We start from the raw sequence: 18,543 nt of genomic DNA, 5'->3' as shown, positions 1-18,543 counted from the left end.
CCGGGAACGGGCCGCTCCGTCGCCGACGACTCACCTTCCCGTGCCTCGAGACGGCAAGGACCCGAGCCCCGTCCATCGCCCTCCTTCACCCCTGGCGCCGGGACCTACGCGGGTTGAATCATTCAGCGAGGTGTTGACTTTCGGCTTGGTGAGCCATGAGGATTCCGGGGGTGACGGAATTCGCCTCCCGGGCCGACGGCCCGGTACTCCCCGCCGATCTCGACGAGGCGGCTCATCGCTGCCTCGTGGCGGGATTCGACGGAAAGACCAGCGTTCCCGACACCCTGAAGCGCCTGATCGACCGCGGGCTGGGGGGAGTCATCCTCTTCACCCGGAACGTCCGGGACGCCGAGCAGGTGCGGCACCTCACCGACACCCTGCGGGCGCTGCGCCCGGATCTGATGGTCGCCATCGACAACGAGGGCGGCGGGATCGGTCACCTGGTGGCCGCCGGAGCGCCCGAGGTGCCCGGCTCGTGGGCGCTCGGTGTCGTCGATGATCCCCGGCTGACCGCCGCGTGCGCCGACGCGCTCGCCGGGCACCTGCTCTCCCTCGGCATCACCGCCTCCTACGCCCCCGTCGCCGACGTCCAGAGCCGCTCCGAGAACCCGATCGTGCGCACCCGCGCCTTCGGCGACGACCCGGACCTGGTCTCCCGGCATCTGCGGGCCTGGATCGCGGCCACCGAGGCGCGCGGTGTGGCCTCCTGCGCCAAACACTTCCCAGGCCACGGCGGAACCGTCACCGACAGCCACCACGACCTCGCGGTCGACCCGAGGCCGTACGACCGTCTGGACCTCGCTCCCTTCCGGGCCGCCGTCGACGCGGGCGTGCCCCTGCTGATGAGCGCCCATGTGGTCTTCCCCGCCCTCGACCCCGAGCGCCCCGCCACCCTCAGCCCGCGCATCCTCTCCGAACTGCTGCGCGGCGAACTCGGCTTCGAGGGCGTCCTGGTGAGCGACGCGCTGGAGATGAAGGCCATCGCCGACCGGTACGGCGAGGCGGCCGGCGCGCGTCTCGCGCTGGCCGCCGGAGCCGACCAGGTCGTCGTCGCCGTACCCGATCCGGAGGTCGTCCTCGCCTGCCGGGACGCCGTGCTGGCCGCCCTCGGCTCGGGTGAACTGGCCGAGGAACGGGTCACCGAGGCCGCGGAACGGGTACGGCGGCTCGCGCTGCGGTACGCCCGGCCCCGTCGGTCACGAGCGGTGGCCGCGTGGGACGGCGGGGCCGGGCTCACGGCGGCGCGGCGGGCCGTGCGGAGCGGGGCGCCGCTGCCGGAGGCCGTGCCGGGTGCGTATGTCGTCGACCTCTTTCCGGCGCCGCACCCCGCCCTCAACTGGGGCGGCGAGGACCTCCTGACCGAGGTGCGCGCCTTCGACCCGACGGCCACGGGGACGGCCGTCACCGGGGAGCCGGAGGACGGCGAGGGCGTCAGGAGCGTCGAGGCCGTCGTGGGGGCCGTGCTGCGCGGTGCGGCAGGGCGGCCCCTGGTCGTCGCCACCTGTGACGCCGGGCTCCACCCCTGGCAGGGCCGGGTGCGGGACGCCCTGCTGGCCGCACGGCCCGACGCGCTGCCCGTCTCCACCGGGTTGCCGGAGCCGGGCGGCGCGGTGTGCGCGTACGGCAGGGGGCGGGTCAACCTGCGCGCGGTCGCGGAGGTGCTGACGGGGCAGGCGGTCTGACCCACCCGCCTCCGGTACGGCCGTGGTCCGGGGCCGGAGTCCCGGCCGGCCCCGGACCACGGCCGTACCCGCTCACTTCGCGTCGATCAGCTCCGTGATCCCCCTCGCCGCCAAGTACGCCTCGTCCTTCGCGTGTTCCGCCAGGACCACCGCCGGGCGGACGCCCTCCTCGCGCAGACGCATCCAGGCGTCGAAGAAGGCCCCGCCCGGGCCGGAGACCGAACGGGTGGACGGCGTGCAGTCCAGCACCAGCGCCTCGGTGCGCGGCGGGGGCGGCGCCTGGACCGTGCGCAGTTCGGCCACCGTCGCGGCCAGGGCCTCCGCGATCGGCTTCGGACGGCCCGTGGAGTCGAACAGGCCCAGGGTGTACTCCAGTTCGGGGAAGTCGGCCAGGGCGCGGTCCACATCGTGCGAGCACCACCAGGTGACCCCCCACAGCCGTGCGCAGCCGGCCGCGTTGCGCAGGGTCGCGCGGGCGAAGTCCGGGGCGTCCGCCGCCGGGATGTGGGGCTCGGGGGCGCCCGTCTCCTGGACCCACACCGGGCGGACCGGGTCGGTGGCGTAGGCCGCCGCGAGTTCCGTGCCGTACTCGGCGAGACGTTGCACCTGCGGCGAGCGCGGGCCGTGGCGGCGGGCGCAGTCGGCGGAGAACACCCAGGGATGCACAGTGGTCAGATCGCCCTTGCGGGCCGAGGCCTGCGGGGTGAAGGGATGGTCGTCGCCGTACCAGGCGGCGTCGTACGCCGAGTGCGTGACCAGCCCCCCGCCCGCGCCCAGCCCGTCCCGCGCGGCGGCCAGCAGGGTGTCGAGGTAGTGGTCCACCTCGGCCGGGGTCACCGGGTTGTGCTCGACGAGGTTGTTGAGCTCGTTGCCGAGCTGGAGCCCGATCAGGCGCGGATGGCCGGACAGGGCGCGGCCCAGCGTGCGCAGCAGCAGCGCCTGGGCCTCGACGGCCTGCGGGTCGGTGAACACATTGCGGTGGTGCCAGCTGCGCGTCCACTCCGGATAGAAGTCGAAGCTCGACAGATGGCCCTGGACGCCGTCCACGAGGACGTCCAGCCCGCACTCGCCCGCCAGGTCCACCAGCCGCACGAGCTGGTCCACGGCCGAGGCGCGGACCAGGGTGCGGTTCGGCTGGAGCAGGGGCCACAGATGGAAGACCCGGACGTGGTCCAGGCCCAGCCCGGCGATCTGCTCCAGGTCCTCGCGGGCGAGCCCCGGATCGAAGTCGTGCCAGGCGTGGAACCAGCCCCGGCGCGGGGTGTAGTTGACCCCGAAGCGGAGCGTGGGCGGGCGCGTGTCGATGGTGTCCTCCTCGCGAGACGGACCGTGACGGACCGCGAACGGACCTTGTCTGCGGTGAATGTATCAACCACCATGGGGAGCGATGAATAGCGATTTGAACCAAACCTGTGCCGCCGGGAACCGTGGGCGGGAACCCGACCTCGTGGTCGGCCTCGACGCCGGCGGCACCCGGACCCGCGCCGTCCTCGCCGACCTGCGGGACGGCAGGCCGCGCGGCGAGGGAACGTCCGGGCCCGGCAACGCGCTGACCGTGCCCGGCCCGGACCTCGCCGACCACCTCACCGAGACGCTCGCCGCAGCCGTCCCCGAACCCCTGCGCGGCCGGGTGGCGGCGGTGGCGGGCGGCTTCGCCGGGGCCGGCCACCGGGGCCAGGGCGCCGACGAGCCCGGCCGGGTGCGCGCCCGCACGGCCCTGTCCACCGCGCTCGCCCGACTGGGCATCACCGCCGCCCATACCGGCGTCCACAGCGACATCGAGACCGCCTTCGCCGCCGCCCCCGGCCACCCGGCCGACGGCCTGGTCCTCGTCGCCGGCACCGGCGCCGTCGCCGCCCGAGTCGCCGCCCGGGTGCCGGCCGCGACCTCCGGCGGCGACGGCTGGCTCCTCGGCGACGACGGCAGCGGCTTCTGGATCGGCCGGGCCGCCGTCCGGGCCGCCCTGCGCGCGGCCGACGGCCGGGGTGGACCCACCGCCCTCGTGCGCGCGGTCGGCCTCGCACTCGGACTGCCGCCGGAGCTGCTGCCCCCGGAGGAGTACGGCGGCCCGGACACCGTCCACTGGAGCGCCACCCGGCGCACCGCCTACCGCGCCCGTCTCCTGCCCGCCGTGATGGACCGGCCGCCGGTCCGGCTGGCCGACCACGCCCCCCTCGTCGTCGACGCGGCGGAGGAGAAGGACACCGTCGCCGCGGAGATCCTCCGGGAGGCCGCGCGACGGCTGGCCGGGACCGTGTCGGCGCTGGCGCCGCGCCCGGGCGAACCCCTGGTGGTCACCGGCGGCCTGCTCGCCCCGCACGGCCCCCTGCTCGCCTCCCTCACCGAGGGGCTGGCCCCCCTCGAACTCACGGTCGTCCCCGTGTCGGACGGTTCCCCGGGCGCCGTGGCCCTCGCCCGGCTCGCGGCCCTCGCCCACGGCCCCAGACCCTGACGCACACCGACAAGGACGTCCCCATGCCGCTTCAGCACCCCCCGGCCGCCCGTGATCAGCACCCGTACCTCGACCCGGCCGCCCCCCTCGGCACCCGGGTGGCCGACCTCCTCTCCCGGATGACGCTCCGGGAGAAGACCGGCCAGCTCAACCAGCGGATGTACGGCTGGCACGCCTACCGGCGCACCCCGGACGGGGACTTCCGGATCACCGAGGCGCTGCGCGCCGAGACCGAGCGCTGCGCCGGGCTCGGCGCCCTGTACGGGCTGATGCGCGCCGACGCCTGGTCCGGCGTCGGCCACGGGGACGGGCCCGGCGCCGAGGACGGCGCCGACCTCGCCGACCTGGTCCAGCGCCATGTGCTCGAGCACAGCCGACTGCGTATCCCCGCCCTGTTCGTCGAGGAGGTGCCGCACGGTCACATGGCCCTCGACGGCACGGTCCTGCCCGTGAACCTGGCCGTCGGCGCCACCTGGAACCCCGCCCTGTACGAGCGGGCCGCCGCCCACGCCGCCGCCGAACTGCGCGCCCGGGGCGGCCATCTCGCGCTAGTCTCCGCGCTGGACATCGCCCGGGACCCGCGCTGGGGACGCACCGAGGAGTGCTTCGGCGAGGACCCCTATCTCGCGGCCCGGCTGACGGAGGCACTCGTCCGCGGCATGCAGGGCACCGGGGAGTACTTCGCCGCCGACAAGGCGCCCGTCGTCCTCAAGCACTTCGCCGGTCAGGGCGCCACGGTCGGCGGCCGCAACTCCGCCGAGTCCGAACTCGGCCCGCGCGAACTGCACGAGATCCACCTCCCGGCCGCCCGGGCCGGCGTCCGCGCCGGGGCCGCCGCCGTCATGGCCGCCTACAACGAGGTCGACGGGCTGCCCTGTTCCGGCAACCGCGCCCTGCTCACGGGGCTCCTGCGGGACCGCTGGGGGTTCGAGGGCCTGGTCATGGCGGACGGCCTGGCCGTGGACCGGCTCGCCCGCATCACCGGCGACACGGTCTCCGCGGGCGCGCTCGCCCTGGACGCCGGGGTCGACCTCAGCCTCTGGGACGAGGGCTTCACCCGTCTGGAGGAGGCCGTCGAGCGGGGGCTGGTGACCGAGGCCGCCGTGGACACCGCCGTCGCCCGCGTCCTGCGCCTGAAGTTCCGCCTCGGCCTGTTCGAGCAGCCGTACGCCCGGCGCACACCGATGCCCGACGGCGGACGCGAGCTGAGCACCGCGCTCGCCCGCGCCTGTGTCACCCTCCTGCACAACACCGACGCGGTGCTTCCGGCCGGCCCCTCCGTACGCCGGATCGCGGTCCTCGGCCCGCACGCCGCCACGACCGACCATCAACTCGGCGACTACAGCGCCCCGCAGCGCCCCGGCACCGGGGTGAGCGTCCTCGACGCGCTCCGCCGCCTCGCCCCGCCCGGCACCGAGGTCCGCCACGCCCGGGGCGCCGCCCTCACCGGCGACGACGGCACCGGCATCCCCGAGGCCGTCGCCACGGCCACCGCCTCGGACCTGGCCGTGCTGGTGCTCGGCGGGAGCAGCGCCCGTACCTCCGGAACCGCGTTCGACGCCAACGGGGCCGCGCGGACCGTCGTGTCCGAGATGACCTGCGGCGAGGGCGTCGACCTCGCCGGACTGCGGCTCGGGGCGGCCCAGCACGCACTCCTGGACGTCGTCACCGCCACCGGCACCCCCACCGCGGTCGTCCTCGTCCAGGGCCGCCCGCACGCCGTCCCGGAGGCGGCGGACCGGGCAGGCGCACTGCTCACCGCCTGGTATCCCGGCCCCTGGGGCGGGCAGGCGATCGCCGAGGTCCTCCTCGGGCTCACCGAACCCGCCGGCCGCCTCCCCGTCTCCGTACCGCGCTCGGCCGACCGGCTCCCCGTCCACTACAACCACAAGGACACCGAGTACGGCAGCTACGCCGACGGCGACGCCGGCCCCCTCCACTCCTTCGGGCACGGGCTGTCGTACACGACCTTCCACCACGGCCCGCCCCGGCTCGGCGGGCACACCGTCGAGGTCGACGTCACCAACACGGGCACCCGGCCCGGCCGCAGCGTCGTCCAGCTCTACGTCCGCCGCCTGCGCACCCCCGTCTGGCCGCGCTCCCTCGAACTGCGGGCGTTCGAGAGCGTCGAGCTCGCGCCGGGCGAGTGCCGCACGGTCGCGATCCGCCTCGGCGCCGGCCAACTGGAGCTGGTCGGCGCCGACCTGCGGACGGTCGTACCGGAACAGCCGGTGGAGATCCGGGTCGCCACCTCCGCGCGCGAGGCGCTCACCGTCGTACCGCTCGTGTACGGGGGAAGCGGTCAGAGCTTGACGGCCCCGGACGAGACACCCTTGTAGAACCACCGCTGAGTGATCACGAACAGCACCAGCACCGGGACCACGGAGATCACCGAACCGGCCATCACCACCCGCTGGTCGTAGCCGAACGACGAGCTCTGCAGCCGGGACAGACCCAGCGTCAGCGTCATGTGGTCCTCGGAGCGCAGCACGATCAGCGGCCACAGGAAGTCGTCCCAGGCGCTGATGAAGGTGTTGATGACGACCACCAGGATCGCGCCCCACGCGGACGGCAGATACAGATGCCTGAAGCGCTGCCACTCGTTCGCGCCGTCGAGCATGCCCGAGTCCTCGATCTCGCGCGGTACGGCGAGGAACGCGCCGCGCATCAACAGGACGTTGATGGCGGCGACGAACCCGGGCAGCCACACGCCCGCCAGGCTGTCGACCAGGCCCAGGTCGCGGATGCTGAGGAACAGCGACACCATGATCGACTCGAAGGGGAACATCATCGAGGCGGCGAGGACGATCCAGACCGCCCTGCGGCCCTTCCAGCCGGGCTTGGAGAGCATGTAGCCGGCCGTGGTGGAGAACAGCAGCTGGCTGGTGACCGACAGGATCACCACGATCAGGCTGTTCCTGATGTACGTGGCGACCGGCACCTGGCTGAAGACCTCGCGGTAGGCACGCAGGGTCGGGTGGTGCGGCAGCAGCGTGGCGTCCGCGCCGAAGACGTCCTCGCCCGTGCTCTTCAGCGACGCCAGGAACTGCCACACCAGCGGGCCGACGGTGAGACCGAGCACCAGGAACAGCAGCAGATAGCGGACGACCAGCTCGCGCGGACGGCCGTAGTCCCGCCAGCGGGGCAGCGCGCGGCGGGGCCTGTCGACGGCGGTCGTCATGACTCGTCCTCCTTGGTCAGCCGCTGCGCCAGCAGGGTCAGCCCCAGCGTCAGCGCGAACAGCGCCACACTGACCGCCGAGCCGTACCCGGCGTTGCCGGTGATCGGATCGAGGCCGACGTCCTTGATGTAGAACGGCAGGGTGCGGTCGGCGCCGCCGGGTCCGCCCGTGGAGCTGCCGAGCATGTAGATCTCCGTGAACACCCGTAGCGAGCCGATGCCGGTGAGCGTGCCGACCAGCATCATGGCCTGCCGCACGCCCGGCACGGTGATGTGCCAGAAGCGGCGCGCGGCGCCCGCGCCGTCCATCGCGGCGGCCTCGTGCAGCTCCTTGGGCACGTTCCCGAGCGCGGCCAGATAGAACACCATGTACCAGCCGAGGCCCTTCCACAGCGTCAGACCCATCGCGGACAGCAGGATCAGCCACGAGTCGGACAGGAACGGAATGGCGCTCCTGATCAGATGGGCCTTCTCCAGCCAGGTGTTGACCAGACCGTCGTCGGCCAGCAGCCACTGCCAGCTCAGCCCCACGACCACACTGGAGGCGAGCACCGGTGTGTAGAACGCCGAGCGGAAGAAGCCGATGCCGGGCAGGTTCTTCTCCACCAGCACGGCCAGCAGCAGCGGCAGCAGCACCATCAGCGGGACGACGATCAGCGCGTACAGGACGCTGTTGCGGGTCGCCAGCCAGAAGTCCGGGTCGTCCAGCATCCGGGTGTAGTTGGCCAGTCCGACGAAGCCCGCCGCGCCGCCGAGCGGCTTGGCGTCGGTGAACGACAGCAGGACGGTGTTGAGGAACGGGAACACCCCGAACACCGCCGCGCAGCCGATCGCGGGCGCGGTCCACAGCCAGGGCAGCCACCAACGGCGGTACAGCGCCGCCCCGTTGGCGCCGGGGGCGGGGCCGGGCAACAGGGCGCGGGCGAGCCGCCGGAGGCGGGACGGGGCCGGGCCCGGCACGGAGGCGGTGCGCTCCGCACCGGGCACGGACACCGGCTTCACGGTCTGGGTCGCCACGCTCAACCCGCCTGCTTCAGCAGCTCGTTCGCCTTCGTCTGGGCGTCCTTCACGGCCTGCGCCGGGCTCTTCTTGCCCTGCATGGCCAGCTGCACCTGGGCCACGATCGCGTTCTGCACCGCCGGCGAGAGGTTCGTCTGGTCGGCCGTGGCCGTCTTCAGCTGCTCGGCGACCAGCTTGCGCGCCTCGGAGAACGGGTCGTCACCGGACACCTTCTGGAAGAACGGGTCGTCCAGCGAGGCCGTGGTCGTCGGGAAGATCACCACGTTGGGGTCCTTGCACCAGGCCGTCTGGTTCTCGGCGTCGGTCAGGAACTCGGCGAACGCGAGCGCCGCCGGCGCGTGCTTGCTGGTCGCCGCGACCCCTATGTACTGCGGGGCGCCGGTGGTGTGGCCGAGCGCGTCGAACGGCTGCTGCCCGACACCGGTCTTCGTGTACACCGAGGGGCTGTTCTGCTTCACGAAGCGGACGAAACTCGGGTTCGTCGAGCCGTAGGCCACCTTGCCCTGGCTGTACAGCGTGGAGGGGTCGTTGCTGGAGGACAGCGAGTCCTTCGGCATCGCGCCCTCCTTGTACAGCTTCGCCATCCACTCGACCCACTGGGTGGTCCTCGGGTCGTCGCCGAACACGGCGGTCTTCCCGTCGTCGGACAGCACCTTGATGTTCATCTGGTCGAAGTCGGCCGGGATCCGCCACACCGGGTTGGCCATCGTCGCGTAGAACTTGCCGTCGGCTGCCTCGGCGATCTTCTCGTAGTCGGCGAACAGCCCGAAGATGCTCGTCGGCGGCTTGGCCGGGTCGATTCCGGCCTTCTCCAGGAGGTCGGTGTTGTACGTCAGCACGATGCCGCCGGTGTACCAGGGCAGCACGGTGTGCGCCGGCATGCCCGAGGAGTCCTTCATCGTGCTGGAGTTCCAGAACGCCGGGACGAACGGCTTCTCGGCGGCGGGGTCCTTGACGCCGATGTTCAGCAGATAGCCCGCCTTCGTGAGCGCGGTCGCCGTCTCCGAGTTGAGGTTGATGACGTCGGGCAACGTACAGGCCTGGGCGTCGGCGACATTGCGCTGGGTGAAGGTGTTGTCGCCCGGGTCGTCGATCCACTTCACCGAGGTGCCGGGGTGGGCCTTCTCGAAGGCCTTGATCACTCCGTTGAAGAAGTCCCCGAAGTCCTTCTTCAGGTTCGTCGTCTGGAAGGTGATCTTCCCCTCGGCCTTGCCGGTGAGCTTCCCGGAGCCGACGTTGCCCTGGTCGACCTTGCAGCCGCCGGCCGTCGCGTCCCCGTCGTCGGAGCCCCCCGACAGACCGCACCCGGCGGCGGTCAGGGCCAGGGCGATGACGCCCGCCACGGTTCCGGTCAGTCTTCGCGCACGCATGTCGCCTCCTGGTCGTTGGTTCAAATCACCAACTTCGACTCCGATTGATGAAAAGGTGGACCAGAATTCATCGGAGGTCAATGGCTTGCCGTGTTGCTTTTCGGTTCCGTACGGCCACCGGGGTGCTCAGTGCCGGTGCTCGTGGTCGGGGTGGCCCGGATCGCCCGGGTGCTCATGGCCGGGCGCGTACTCCACACAGGACCGGGCACGGTCGAGCCAGTCGAAGAAGGCCTGCCGGGCCAACGCCCTGCGCAGCTCCCGCACCACCCCCTCGCGGACCTCGTCGTAGGGCAGGACATCGGAGGGCTGCAGGACGTAGTAGGGATCGACACCGCGCCGTAGCGCGTCCGGAGTGAGGAACCGGTCCCGGTTGCGGGCGTAGTAGTCCCGGACCGCCCGCTCCGGGACCGTCCGCTCCGCCTCCAGCGCCGACAGCAGGGCGCGCGCGGCGGGGGAGTGGGCGAGCGCCACGGCGACGATGCTGCCGAGGTCGGCCACATCGGTCCCGGACACCCCGAGGACCCGTGCCGGCGACACCTGGGGCGGCGGCGCGAGACCGCGCTCGGCGCAGGCCCGGCGGGCGAGTTCGTCGACGACCACGACCTGCGTGGCCCACCGTCTGCGCCGGCGCTCCGCCCGCGCCAGGGCCTCCGGCCGGGTCTCCCGGTCCCGGGCCGGCACGGCGGCCAGTAACGCGTCCACCCGGCCCACGGGGACCTCGTCCCCGCCCACGACCGCGGCGTGCCCGCTCCGTCCGTTCCGTCCGTTCCCTCTGTTCGCTCCGCTCACTCCGTCACCTCCAGCACGACCGCCTCCGTGTAGGCCGCACAGCCGTGCCAGCCGGCCTTCGCCATCAGCCAGTACGACCCCGGCGGCACCGCCGAGCCGTCCACCTCCACCTCGCACACCGCGCCCTCCCCGCCCGGCAGGGCGAACCCCTGGCAGCCCGGCGCCACCCCGGCCCAGGTGCCCCAGGACGACACCGCCCACAGCGTCCCGTGCACCGGCCCCCGGGTCGTGTTGCGCACGCGGACCGGCACCCGCACCCGTTCGCCCCGGCGCACCTCGACCCGGTCGACGCCGAGTTCCAGCACCAGGCCCGGCCCGGTCCGCCCGTCCGGCTCGCCCGCCGCAGGTTCGCCCGGCACGTCCAGGGCGACCACGTCCTCGTACGCCTGCCCGCCGTGGGCCAGTCGGGCGGCGAGCCGGTACCGGCCGGGCACGGGGTCCGGCGGCGGCGAGACGGTGATCTCGGTGAGGGTGAAGCCGCCCGGGCCGAGCGCGTACGGCAGTTCGGCGGGCTCGGTGGTCCACCCGTACGGCACCTCGAAGACCACCGTGCCCGAGGCGGGCGCGTCGGTCAGCTCGGAGGAGACCCGGACCGTCACCGTGACCGGACCGTCGACCGTGAGCGCGGTGGGGGAGAGGTAGACGGCCACGGGCAGGTTGCCGCGGGGCGCCGGGCCGGAGTTGTGCAGCCAGTAGCGGGTGTGCACCGGCTGCGCGGGCTCGTGCGCGGCGACACCGGGGCCCGCGGGCCCGGCGGCCCGCGGTCCTCCGGTGGCCGGCCGCATCGGAGGCGAGGCCAGCACGGTGGCCACCTCGAAGCCCGTCAGCTCCAGCTCCAGCGCGCCGTCCGGGCCGGGGACCACCGGCTCGCCCGGCCGCTCCAGCACATCCGCCCGCACGGCCCCGGTCCACTCGAAGGGGCCCGCCAGCCGCGCCCGCACCGGCCGTCCGTCCACCTCGTGCGCCCGTACGACCACCCCGCGCGCGGGGTCCACCGGTTCGCCGCCGCCCCGGGCGAGCGGGGAGCCGGCCGGCTTCAGCGCGTCCAGCAGCACCCGGCCCTCCGGCTGGAGCGTCAGCAGGGCCGCCGTCCTCGGCAGGTCGCCCGGCGTGTCACAGGGCTCGCGCAGCCGCGCGGTGAGCGGATGGTTGAACGCATGCCCGGCGCGCGGCCAGCCCAGGTCGCGCCAGTCGCCCTCGCCCGCGACGACCGCGTAGTCGAACGTGTGCGACCAGCGCTGCAACTGGAACGCGGAGCCGTCCGGGGCGGTGCGCCGGGGCGGGTCGACCCAGATGCCGGAGGGCCAGCCGGTGCACGAGCGCATCAGGGACATGAACAGGTCGCCGGAGGAGGTGACCACACAGCCGGGGGTGCCCCGGTTGAGGATCGCCAGACCCCGGCCGTCCCAGGCGTCGCCCGGCGGCAGCGCCTCGCCGCCGCCCGCCGCGGTGGCCCGCACCGTCGCGTCGTCCAGGTCGGCGACCAGCGCGTCCACGGCCTTCGCGTCGTCCTCGGCGCCCGCCACCACGAGCAGCGGCAGCCGCTCCAGATCGCGCAGATCGGCGCCCGGCACCCACTCCTCGCGCAGCGACGCCCGGGGCGCCACCCACACGGCGGCCAGACCGTCCGCGTCCAGTCGGCGGCGCAGCTCCCGGGCCGCCGCCGGATCCCAGCCGAGCGCCTCGGCGACCACCGGATTGCGCTCGGGCCCGCCGACCGCGATCCGTACGTCGGGCAGGTTGGAGTCGACCTCCAGGTCCCCGTAGCGGGGGCCGCCCGCGATCGTCGAGGTGGCCGTGACCCCCGCCCGCACCAGGGCGGCGGCCAGCGGGGTGCCCAGCTCACCGGCCGTGGACCAGTCGGCGAACACCAGCTCGGCCACCCCGATCGACCGGTGCCCGAGCAGCGCCCCGGAACCGTCGTGCATGGCGATCCGGGCCGTGGAGCCCAGCCCGAACCAGGTGTGGGCGGGGTTGTCCAGCGTCCACGGGAACCGCTCGCTGTCCACGTCCACGAAGCCGAAGCCCCGTCCGATCACCGCGTCCGCGACCTCGTGCACCGGCAGCCCGCCGCGCACGTCGGAGGGCCAGCGCACCCGGATCAGCCGGTCGGCGCCGTCGTAGCCGTCGACGGTCGTCGTCACGTCCAGTCGGTCGACGCCCGTCCACAGGGTGAGCCGCTGGGTGTACCGGAACAGGCCCAGGTCGCCGCGGACGGTGATGCGGGAGCCCGCCGGGGAGTGCTCGACATCGATGTCAGCCGTGACGTCCCGGCTCCTCGCGGCCGTGGTCCCGGTCGGCGTGAGATGCCAGGGACCCTCGCCGAAGCGCGGGTGCCTCGGATACTCCTCCTGCACGACCAGCTCGTTGCCGACGTCCCCGGGGCGCAGCAGCTCCCGGCCGCCCTCGGCGAGCGCGCGCAGGCCGCTGACACCGCCGCCGCGCGCTGGGTCGACCGTCACCTCGTAGAACGCGTTGCGGATGGTCGTCCCCTCGCCCGCCGTCCAGCCGGGCACCCGGCCGTCGGCGAGGGAGAGCGCCTTGAGGCCCAGGCCGGGCACCTCCGGTACGACGACCCGCAGTTCGCCCTCCTCGCGCACCGCGGGCAGCGGCAGCCCGGTGACGTCCAGCGGGACGAGGCCCGGGTCCGGCACGGTCAGCACGTCCCGCCGCTGCCAGGTCGCGGAGTTGAAGACGACCAGGTCGGGCGCGCCGCCGGGCAGCGGGACCACCCGGCGGGCCAGCGCCTCGGTGGCGTCGGCGTGCACGGTCCGCGCCAGGTCGTGCAGTTCGCGCCAGCCGGTCAGCAGGTCGATGTACACCTGGTCCGACTCGGAGCCGGTGATCGCGTCGTGGTGGGCGCCGTACACGAGCTGCCGCCAGGCCTTGTCGAGGGCGGCGTCCGGGTAGGGCTGCCCGGCGACGAGGGAGGCGAGGGTCGCCCAGGCCTCGGCGTCGGCGAGCAGGGTCTCGCCGTACCGCTGGGCCTGTTTGGTGTCGATGTAGGAGACGTCCTTGCCGGTGTACACGGGGTTCATGTCCCGGGTCTGCGGGGACGCCGTGCGGCCCTCGCGCTCCAGCTCGGCGCGTACGGCGGCGAAGAAGTCGCGCGGGATGCCGCTGATGAACCGGGGCCAGACGTACCGGGCGTTCCAGTCGCGGTGGATGCCCATGACCCAGCGGCACGGTGGCGCGTAGTCGCCGCCGACGGGCAGCAGGACGTTGCGGGTGAGGGCGACCTTCTTCAGCCCCTGGAAGAGCTTCAGCGCGGCGGCCTCCGCCTCGGGGAGCGTGGGCGCGTTGTCGATGGCCCAGCCGGCCCCGTAGTGGTTGACCATGTACGCGGTGAGCAGCCCGCGTCCGGAGGGGGCGATCCAGCTGAACTCGGCCGGGAACTGCATCCGCCTCGGGTCGCGCGGCTCCTCCCCGAACACGGACAGGGTCGGCCCCCACTGGTGGAAGGGCCCGCGCGCCCAGGAACTGGAGGTGACCCCCGCGTCCGCCATCAGCCCGGGGAACTGCGGATCGTGCCCGAACGCGTCCAGCTGCCAGGCCGTCTCCGGCGATGCCCCGATGATCCCGCGCTGGAATCCGTCGCCGTACAGCGCGTTGCGTACGGTGGCCTCGGCGCCGGTGAGATTGGTGTTGGGCTCGTTGTAGGTGCCGCCCATGATCTCGACCCGGCCGGTGCGGATCAGCTGGCGCAGGAAGGCCCGCTCCTCGGGGAAGGCGTCCCAGTAGGGCTTGAGGTAGTCCACCTCGGCGAGCACGAAGGTGTACGCCGGGTCGCGCCGGGCCAGCTCGCAGTGGGCCCGCACCAGGCTCATCCCGGACTGGCCGCGCGAGTCGAAGGTGCGGGCGGGCAGTCCGGTGAGGGCCGGGTCGTCGGCGACGTCCCAGGTCTCGGTGTAGGCGGCCTGGGTGTTCCACCAGACGGGGTCGTAGTGGAAGTGGCTGACCATGAACATGGTCCAGCCGGGCTCGGCGACCGTGAACTCGCCCGTGCCGTGGGCGCGTTCGTCCCCGTCCTCGGCGGTGACGGCGATCTCCCGGCGCTCCCCGGGCGCGAGGCCCTCGACGGCCACGGGTATCTCGGCCCGCACGGTGCCGTCCTCGCCGACGAGGACGACGGTCTCCCCGACGCCGCGCACGTCCGGGCCCGTCACGCTCAGCCGGAGCGGCCGACCCGGTCGGTGCTCCGCCGCCACGGCGACCACCTGGTGCGGCCGGTCCTCGGTGCCGGTGAAGAGCTCGGTCGACGCGACGGAGATGACACGCATGGGGCTCCTAGGAGTGCGCGGGGGAGCCCCATCCTGGCATCGAGGGGTGGTTCAATCAACCATCTGGCGTTGTCTTGGTTGGTTCATCCATTCATTCCCGGTCGGCTCAGCGAGCCCGCCGGGACTTCACCGCGTGCGCCCCGGCGATGTGGTCGGTCAGCGCCAGGGACGCGCTCGCCCGCTGGTAGGAGAGCTGGCCGACCCGGACGTAGAGGCAGTCGATGAGCATCAGCACCGAGTGGCGGGCGCCGATGCTGCCGGTGCGGAAACTGGTCTCCGAGGACGACGAGATCAGCCGTACGTCGGCGGCGCGGGCCAGCGGCGACCGCGGGTCGGCGGTCAGCGCGACGGTGGTGGCGCCGCGCTCCTTGGCCAGTTCGAACGGCTCGATCGTCTCCCGGGTGGCGCCGGAGTGGGAGATGCCGATCGCCACGTCCGCCGGGGTGAGCAGCGCGGCCGAGGTGGTGGCCGCGTGCACCTCGGTCCAGCCGCGCACCGCGCAGCCGATGCGGAACAGCCGGGTCTCGGTCTCCTGGGCGACCGCGCCGCTGCCGCCGACGCCGTACACGTCGATCCGCCGGGCGCGCGCCACGGCCTGGGCGGCCCGCTCGATCGCGTCCAGGTCGATCCGGTCGATCGTCTGCTGGATGGCCCGCAGATCGGCGGTCCCGACGACCTGCACCACCCGCTCCAGGCTGTCGTCGGGGGAGATGTCCGGGCCGATCTCGGCGCTGCCCCAGTCCGAGGACTCGCCCCGGCCGCGCTCCTGGGCGAGTTCGATCAGCAGATGCTGGTAGGAGTCCAGGCCGATGGCACGGCAGAACCGGGTGACGGTGGCCTGCGAGGTCCCCGTGCGGCGGCCCAGTTCCGCGGCCGAGCAGTGGGTGACGGCGGCCGGATCCTCCAGGATCAGCTCGCCGACCTTCCGCAGGGAGCCGGCCAGCCGGGGCAGTTCGGTGCGGATCAGGGTGGTGACATCGGTCGAGGGCATGCTCAGAAGGTATCAGCCACCCATTCGGGCAGCCCTTGAATACCAGGACCGGCCGACTCGCGGCCGACCGGCCCCGTTGCCCGTGGCGAGGCCTCTGTGATTTATTGATTCACCGATAGCTGTGTATACGGTGGTTCAATCCATCAGTGATGTCGTCCATCGGCGATGTCGTCGATCAGTGGGGAGTGTGACGTGACCGTCGAGTCCGTGAGCGCCGAGACCTTCGCGCGCGAGAGCCTCGCCGTCCTGCACGGCCTCGCCGCGTCCTCGCGCGCCGACGTGGCCGCCGCCGCCGCGCTGATCGCCGACTGCGTCCGCGCGGACGGGGTCGTGCACGCCTTCGGCACCGGCCACTCCCAGGCCCTCGTCCTCGAACTCGCCGGCCGCGCGGGCGGCCTCGTGCCCACCAACCGGCTCAGCATGGCCGACCTCGTCCTCTACGGCGGAGAGGACCCCGGAGTCCTGGACGACCCCCTGCTGGAACGCGAGCCCGGCATCGCCGCCCGTCTCTACGCCCTCGCCGCACCCCGCCCCGAGGACCTCTTCGTCGTCGTCTCCAACTCGGGCGTCAACAACGTCGTCGTGGAGATGGCCCTGCACGCCAAGGAACAGGGCCACCGACTGCTGGCCGTCACCTCCCTCACCCACACCCGGTCCGTGCCGGCCGCCCACCCGAGCGGCCGCAAGCTCGCCGACCTCGCCGACGTCGTCCTCGACAACGCGGCCCCGCGTGGGGACGCCCTCCTCGAACTCCCCGGCGGCGGCGCGGTCTGCGCGCTGTCCACGCTGACCGGCGTACTCCTCGTACAGATGACGGTCGCCGAGACGGCGGCCCGCCTCCTCGCCTCCGGGGACCGTCCCCCGGTCTACGTCTCCGCCAACGTGCCCGGCGGCTTCGAGGGCAACCTGGAACTGGAGAAGCGCTACGCGGGCCGGATCCGGCGCCCGGCGAGCTAGGGCCTGTCCGGCGGATCAAGTCGCAGAAAAGCGGCGGCGCCTTGTAAGCGCACGTGAGCGGGGCCTGGTGCGTCCAGCTGCAAGGCGGAGGAGGGCGTCGACGCGGAGCGTCGGCAACCGACGACAACGCCGCAGATGGGCGTGCCAGGCCCCGCGTCTGCGGCATGATCCGCCGGACAGGCCCTAAGAGCCGTACGACATGTTTCCCGCTGTCAGGCTCGGCGGGCGTAGGACGTGAGGCGATCGGCGTGCGCGATGACGAGGTCGCGCAGTTCAGCGGGGCGCTCGATGACGAACGGCCGGTCGAGTGCGGCGAGTGTCCGAGGCAACCAGTCGAGCCGCTGCGCCCGCAGCTCGACGCGCAGCCAGCGCTCGGCCGCCGGGTCCTGGCCGGCCGCGGGTTCGTCCTCCTCCAGGCGCGCGACGCCGGCGGGGAGGTGCGCGCGGATCTGCTCGACCGTCCCCTGGATCCGCAAGATCACCTCGTGCCGGTACTCGGCCGTGGCGAATCCCGACAACACGCGCTCTGCCGGACCGGGACCCACGGGCGCTTCGAACGAGCCGGGCAGGGTCCTCGCGTCCGCGATGCGATCGAGCCGGAAGGTTCGGTCCTCGCCGATCCGGGCGTCCTTGCCCGTGACGTACCACCGGCCCGCGTGGGCGACGATCCCGTACGCGTGCAGTGTGCGTTCGCTCGGCCGTCCCTCGCGGTCGGTGTAGCGGATCGAGACCGGCCGGTGGTGGCGCACCGCATCGGCGAGGGTGAGCAGGAGTCCGGCGTCCGGGTGGTCCGACTCGCCGGGCCGATCCGTGAAGGCGAGAGCCTCCAGGAGGGTGTCGAGCCGGCGGGCGATGTGCTTGGGCAGCACCCGCCGGATCTTCGCCGACGCCGTCTCGTTCGCCGTGCGCTGCGTCGTCGTCAGCCCTGCCCGGCGGCCGGCGACCAGGCCGAGCAGCACGGCCAGCGCCTCGTCGTCGCTGAGCATGAGCGGAGGCAGGCGGTACCCGGGAGCCAGCCGGTACCCGCCGTAGCGGCCGCGCACCGACTCCACGGGCACGTCCAGGTCGATCAGCTGGTCCACATACCGCCGCACGGTGCGCCCTTCGACGCCGAGACGGTCGGCGAGCTCGGCCACGGACCGGATGCCGCCCGACTGCAGCAGCTCCAGGAGTGTCAGCACGCGGCCGGTGGGTCGTGGCATGGTCGCAGCCTACCGCGGATACAGGACCGATTCTGTCCCCTATTCCTCCTAGCCTGCGACGTGCACGCCTCCCGCACAGCCAAGGAGATTCCCATGGACTTCGTCTCGATCCGCATCATCACCGGCGACGTCGCACGCCTCGTCGAGTTCTACGAGCGAGCCACAGGGGTGCAGGCGATACGGGCCACCGAGGACTTCGCCGAACTCAGGACCGCGGGCGCAACCCTCGCGATCGCCGGCACCCGCACCGTCCCGCTGTTCGCCCCGGACTCCGCCCGCCCGGCGGACAACCACAGCGTGATCACCGAGTTCCTCGTCGACGACGTGGACCGCGTCCACCGGAACCTGACCGGCTTCGTCACCGACTTCGTCAACGAGCCCACCACGATGCCCTGGGGCAACCGGTCGCTGCTGTTCCGCGACCCCGACGGCAACCTCGTCAACTTCTTCACCCCCGTCACCCCGGAGGCCATCGCAAAGTTCGCACGCTGACGCCACGCACAGCCGCTCACCTAGGGCCTGTCGTTTGGATCAGGTCGCAGGACATCGACGGGTCTGTTCGGTGCCGGTGAGCGGGGGCGCTCGTCCTGGGCGTCTCACGCACCACCCTGGCGATGGCC

The 18,543-nt window shown here is 73.2% G+C and carries 13 protein-coding genes; 5 read left to right on the top strand and 8 right to left on the bottom strand.

From position 1 onward, the window contains the following. Positions 1 to 170: 170 nt before the first annotated feature. Positions 171 to 1,682 carry a glycoside hydrolase family 3 N-terminal domain-containing protein gene (locus ABZ464_RS09050; RefSeq protein WP_359273069.1) on the top strand — a complete coding sequence of 504 codons (1,512 nt, stop codon included), beginning with the start codon at positions 171 to 173 and terminating at the stop codon, positions 1,680 to 1,682. A gap of 72 nt (positions 1,683 to 1,754) precedes the next feature. Here the strand turns inward: ABZ464_RS09050 and ABZ464_RS09045 are convergent, their stop codons facing one another. Beyond that, complete coding sequence (locus ABZ464_RS09045) at positions 1,755 to 2,987, bottom strand: glycosyl hydrolase (protein ID WP_359273650.1); 1,233 nt, start codon at positions 2,985 to 2,987, stop codon at positions 1,755 to 1,757. Positions 2,988 to 3,081: 94 nt separating this feature from the next. On the opposite strand from ABZ464_RS09045, the gene ABZ464_RS09040 reads away from it, so the two are divergent. Together ABZ464_RS09040 and ABZ464_RS09035 are read left to right on the top strand one after the other, a co-directional pair. Then, positions 3,082 to 4,134 carry a BadF/BadG/BcrA/BcrD ATPase family protein gene (locus ABZ464_RS09040; RefSeq protein WP_359273066.1) on the top strand — a complete coding sequence of 351 codons (1,053 nt, stop codon included), beginning with the start codon at positions 3,082 to 3,084 and terminating at the stop codon, positions 4,132 to 4,134. A 23-nt stretch (positions 4,135 to 4,157) separates the two neighbouring features. Beyond that, positions 4,158 to 6,473: a glycoside hydrolase family 3 N-terminal domain-containing protein gene (locus ABZ464_RS09035; RefSeq protein WP_359273063.1), complete on the top strand. Its 2,316-nt coding sequence runs from the start codon at positions 4,158 to 4,160 to the stop codon at positions 6,471 to 6,473. Here ABZ464_RS09035 and ABZ464_RS09030 read toward each other — a convergent pair. From ABZ464_RS09030 to ABZ464_RS09005, 6 genes are all read right to left on the bottom strand, one after another. Beyond that, positions 6,437 to 7,315: a carbohydrate ABC transporter permease gene (locus ABZ464_RS09030; protein ID WP_359273060.1), complete on the bottom strand. Its 879-nt coding sequence runs from the start codon at positions 7,313 to 7,315 to the stop codon at positions 6,437 to 6,439. The two genes, ABZ464_RS09035 and ABZ464_RS09030, sit on opposite strands and share 37 nt — an antisense overlap. Beyond that, positions 7,312 to 8,307, bottom strand: coding sequence for a sugar ABC transporter permease (locus ABZ464_RS09025; RefSeq protein ID WP_359273647.1), 996 nt, complete (start codon positions 8,305 to 8,307; stop codon positions 7,312 to 7,314). The genes ABZ464_RS09030 and ABZ464_RS09025 overlap by 4 nt, the downstream gene beginning before the upstream one ends. 26 nt (positions 8,308 to 8,333) lie before the next feature. Then, complete coding sequence (locus tag ABZ464_RS09020) at positions 8,334 to 9,704, bottom strand: extracellular solute-binding protein (RefSeq protein ID WP_359273057.1); 1,371 nt, start codon at positions 9,702 to 9,704, stop codon at positions 8,334 to 8,336. A 126-nt stretch (positions 9,705 to 9,830) separates the two neighbouring features. Beyond that, complete coding sequence (locus tag ABZ464_RS09015; RefSeq protein ID WP_359273054.1) at positions 9,831 to 10,493, bottom strand: peptidyl-prolyl cis-trans isomerase; 663 nt, start codon at positions 10,491 to 10,493, stop codon at positions 9,831 to 9,833. Beyond that, positions 10,490 to 14,773, bottom strand: coding sequence for an NEW3 domain-containing protein (locus ABZ464_RS09010; RefSeq protein WP_359273051.1), 4,284 nt, complete (start codon positions 14,771 to 14,773; stop codon positions 10,490 to 10,492). The genes ABZ464_RS09015 and ABZ464_RS09010 overlap by 4 nt, the downstream gene beginning before the upstream one ends. 106 nt (positions 14,774 to 14,879) lie before the next feature. After that, entirely contained in the window at positions 14,880 to 15,764 is an 885-nt protein-coding gene (locus tag ABZ464_RS09005) for a MurR/RpiR family transcriptional regulator (protein WP_359273048.1), read from the bottom strand. 192 nt (positions 15,765 to 15,956) lie between these two features. Between ABZ464_RS09005 and ABZ464_RS09000 the strand changes: the two genes are divergently transcribed. After that, on the top strand, positions 15,957 to 16,721 hold the full coding sequence (locus tag ABZ464_RS09000) for an SIS domain-containing protein (RefSeq protein ID WP_359273045.1): 765 nt from the start codon (positions 15,957 to 15,959) through the stop codon (positions 16,719 to 16,721). Positions 16,722 to 16,933: 212 nt separating this feature from the next. Here ABZ464_RS09000 and ABZ464_RS08995 read toward each other — a convergent pair whose 3' ends face one another. Further along, a complete protein-coding gene (locus ABZ464_RS08995; RefSeq protein WP_359273043.1) occupies positions 16,934 to 17,923 on the bottom strand; it encodes a YafY family protein in 990 nt (329 codons plus the stop codon). A gap of 93 nt (positions 17,924 to 18,016) precedes the next feature. Between ABZ464_RS08995 and ABZ464_RS08990 the strand changes: the two genes are divergently transcribed. Further along, positions 18,017 to 18,415: a VOC family protein gene (locus ABZ464_RS08990; protein ID WP_359273040.1), complete on the top strand. Its 399-nt coding sequence runs from the start codon at positions 18,017 to 18,019 to the stop codon at positions 18,413 to 18,415. The last annotated feature ends 128 nt before the right edge of the window (positions 18,416 to 18,543 follow it).

This window comes from Streptomyces sp. NPDC005820, from assembly GCF_040630255.1.
In the GTDB taxonomy this organism is placed as follows: domain Bacteria; phylum Actinomycetota; class Actinomycetes; order Streptomycetales; family Streptomycetaceae; genus Streptomyces.
The sequence above is the reverse complement of the archived record's forward strand: the minus strand, read 5'-3'. Positions and strand labels throughout refer to the sequence as shown.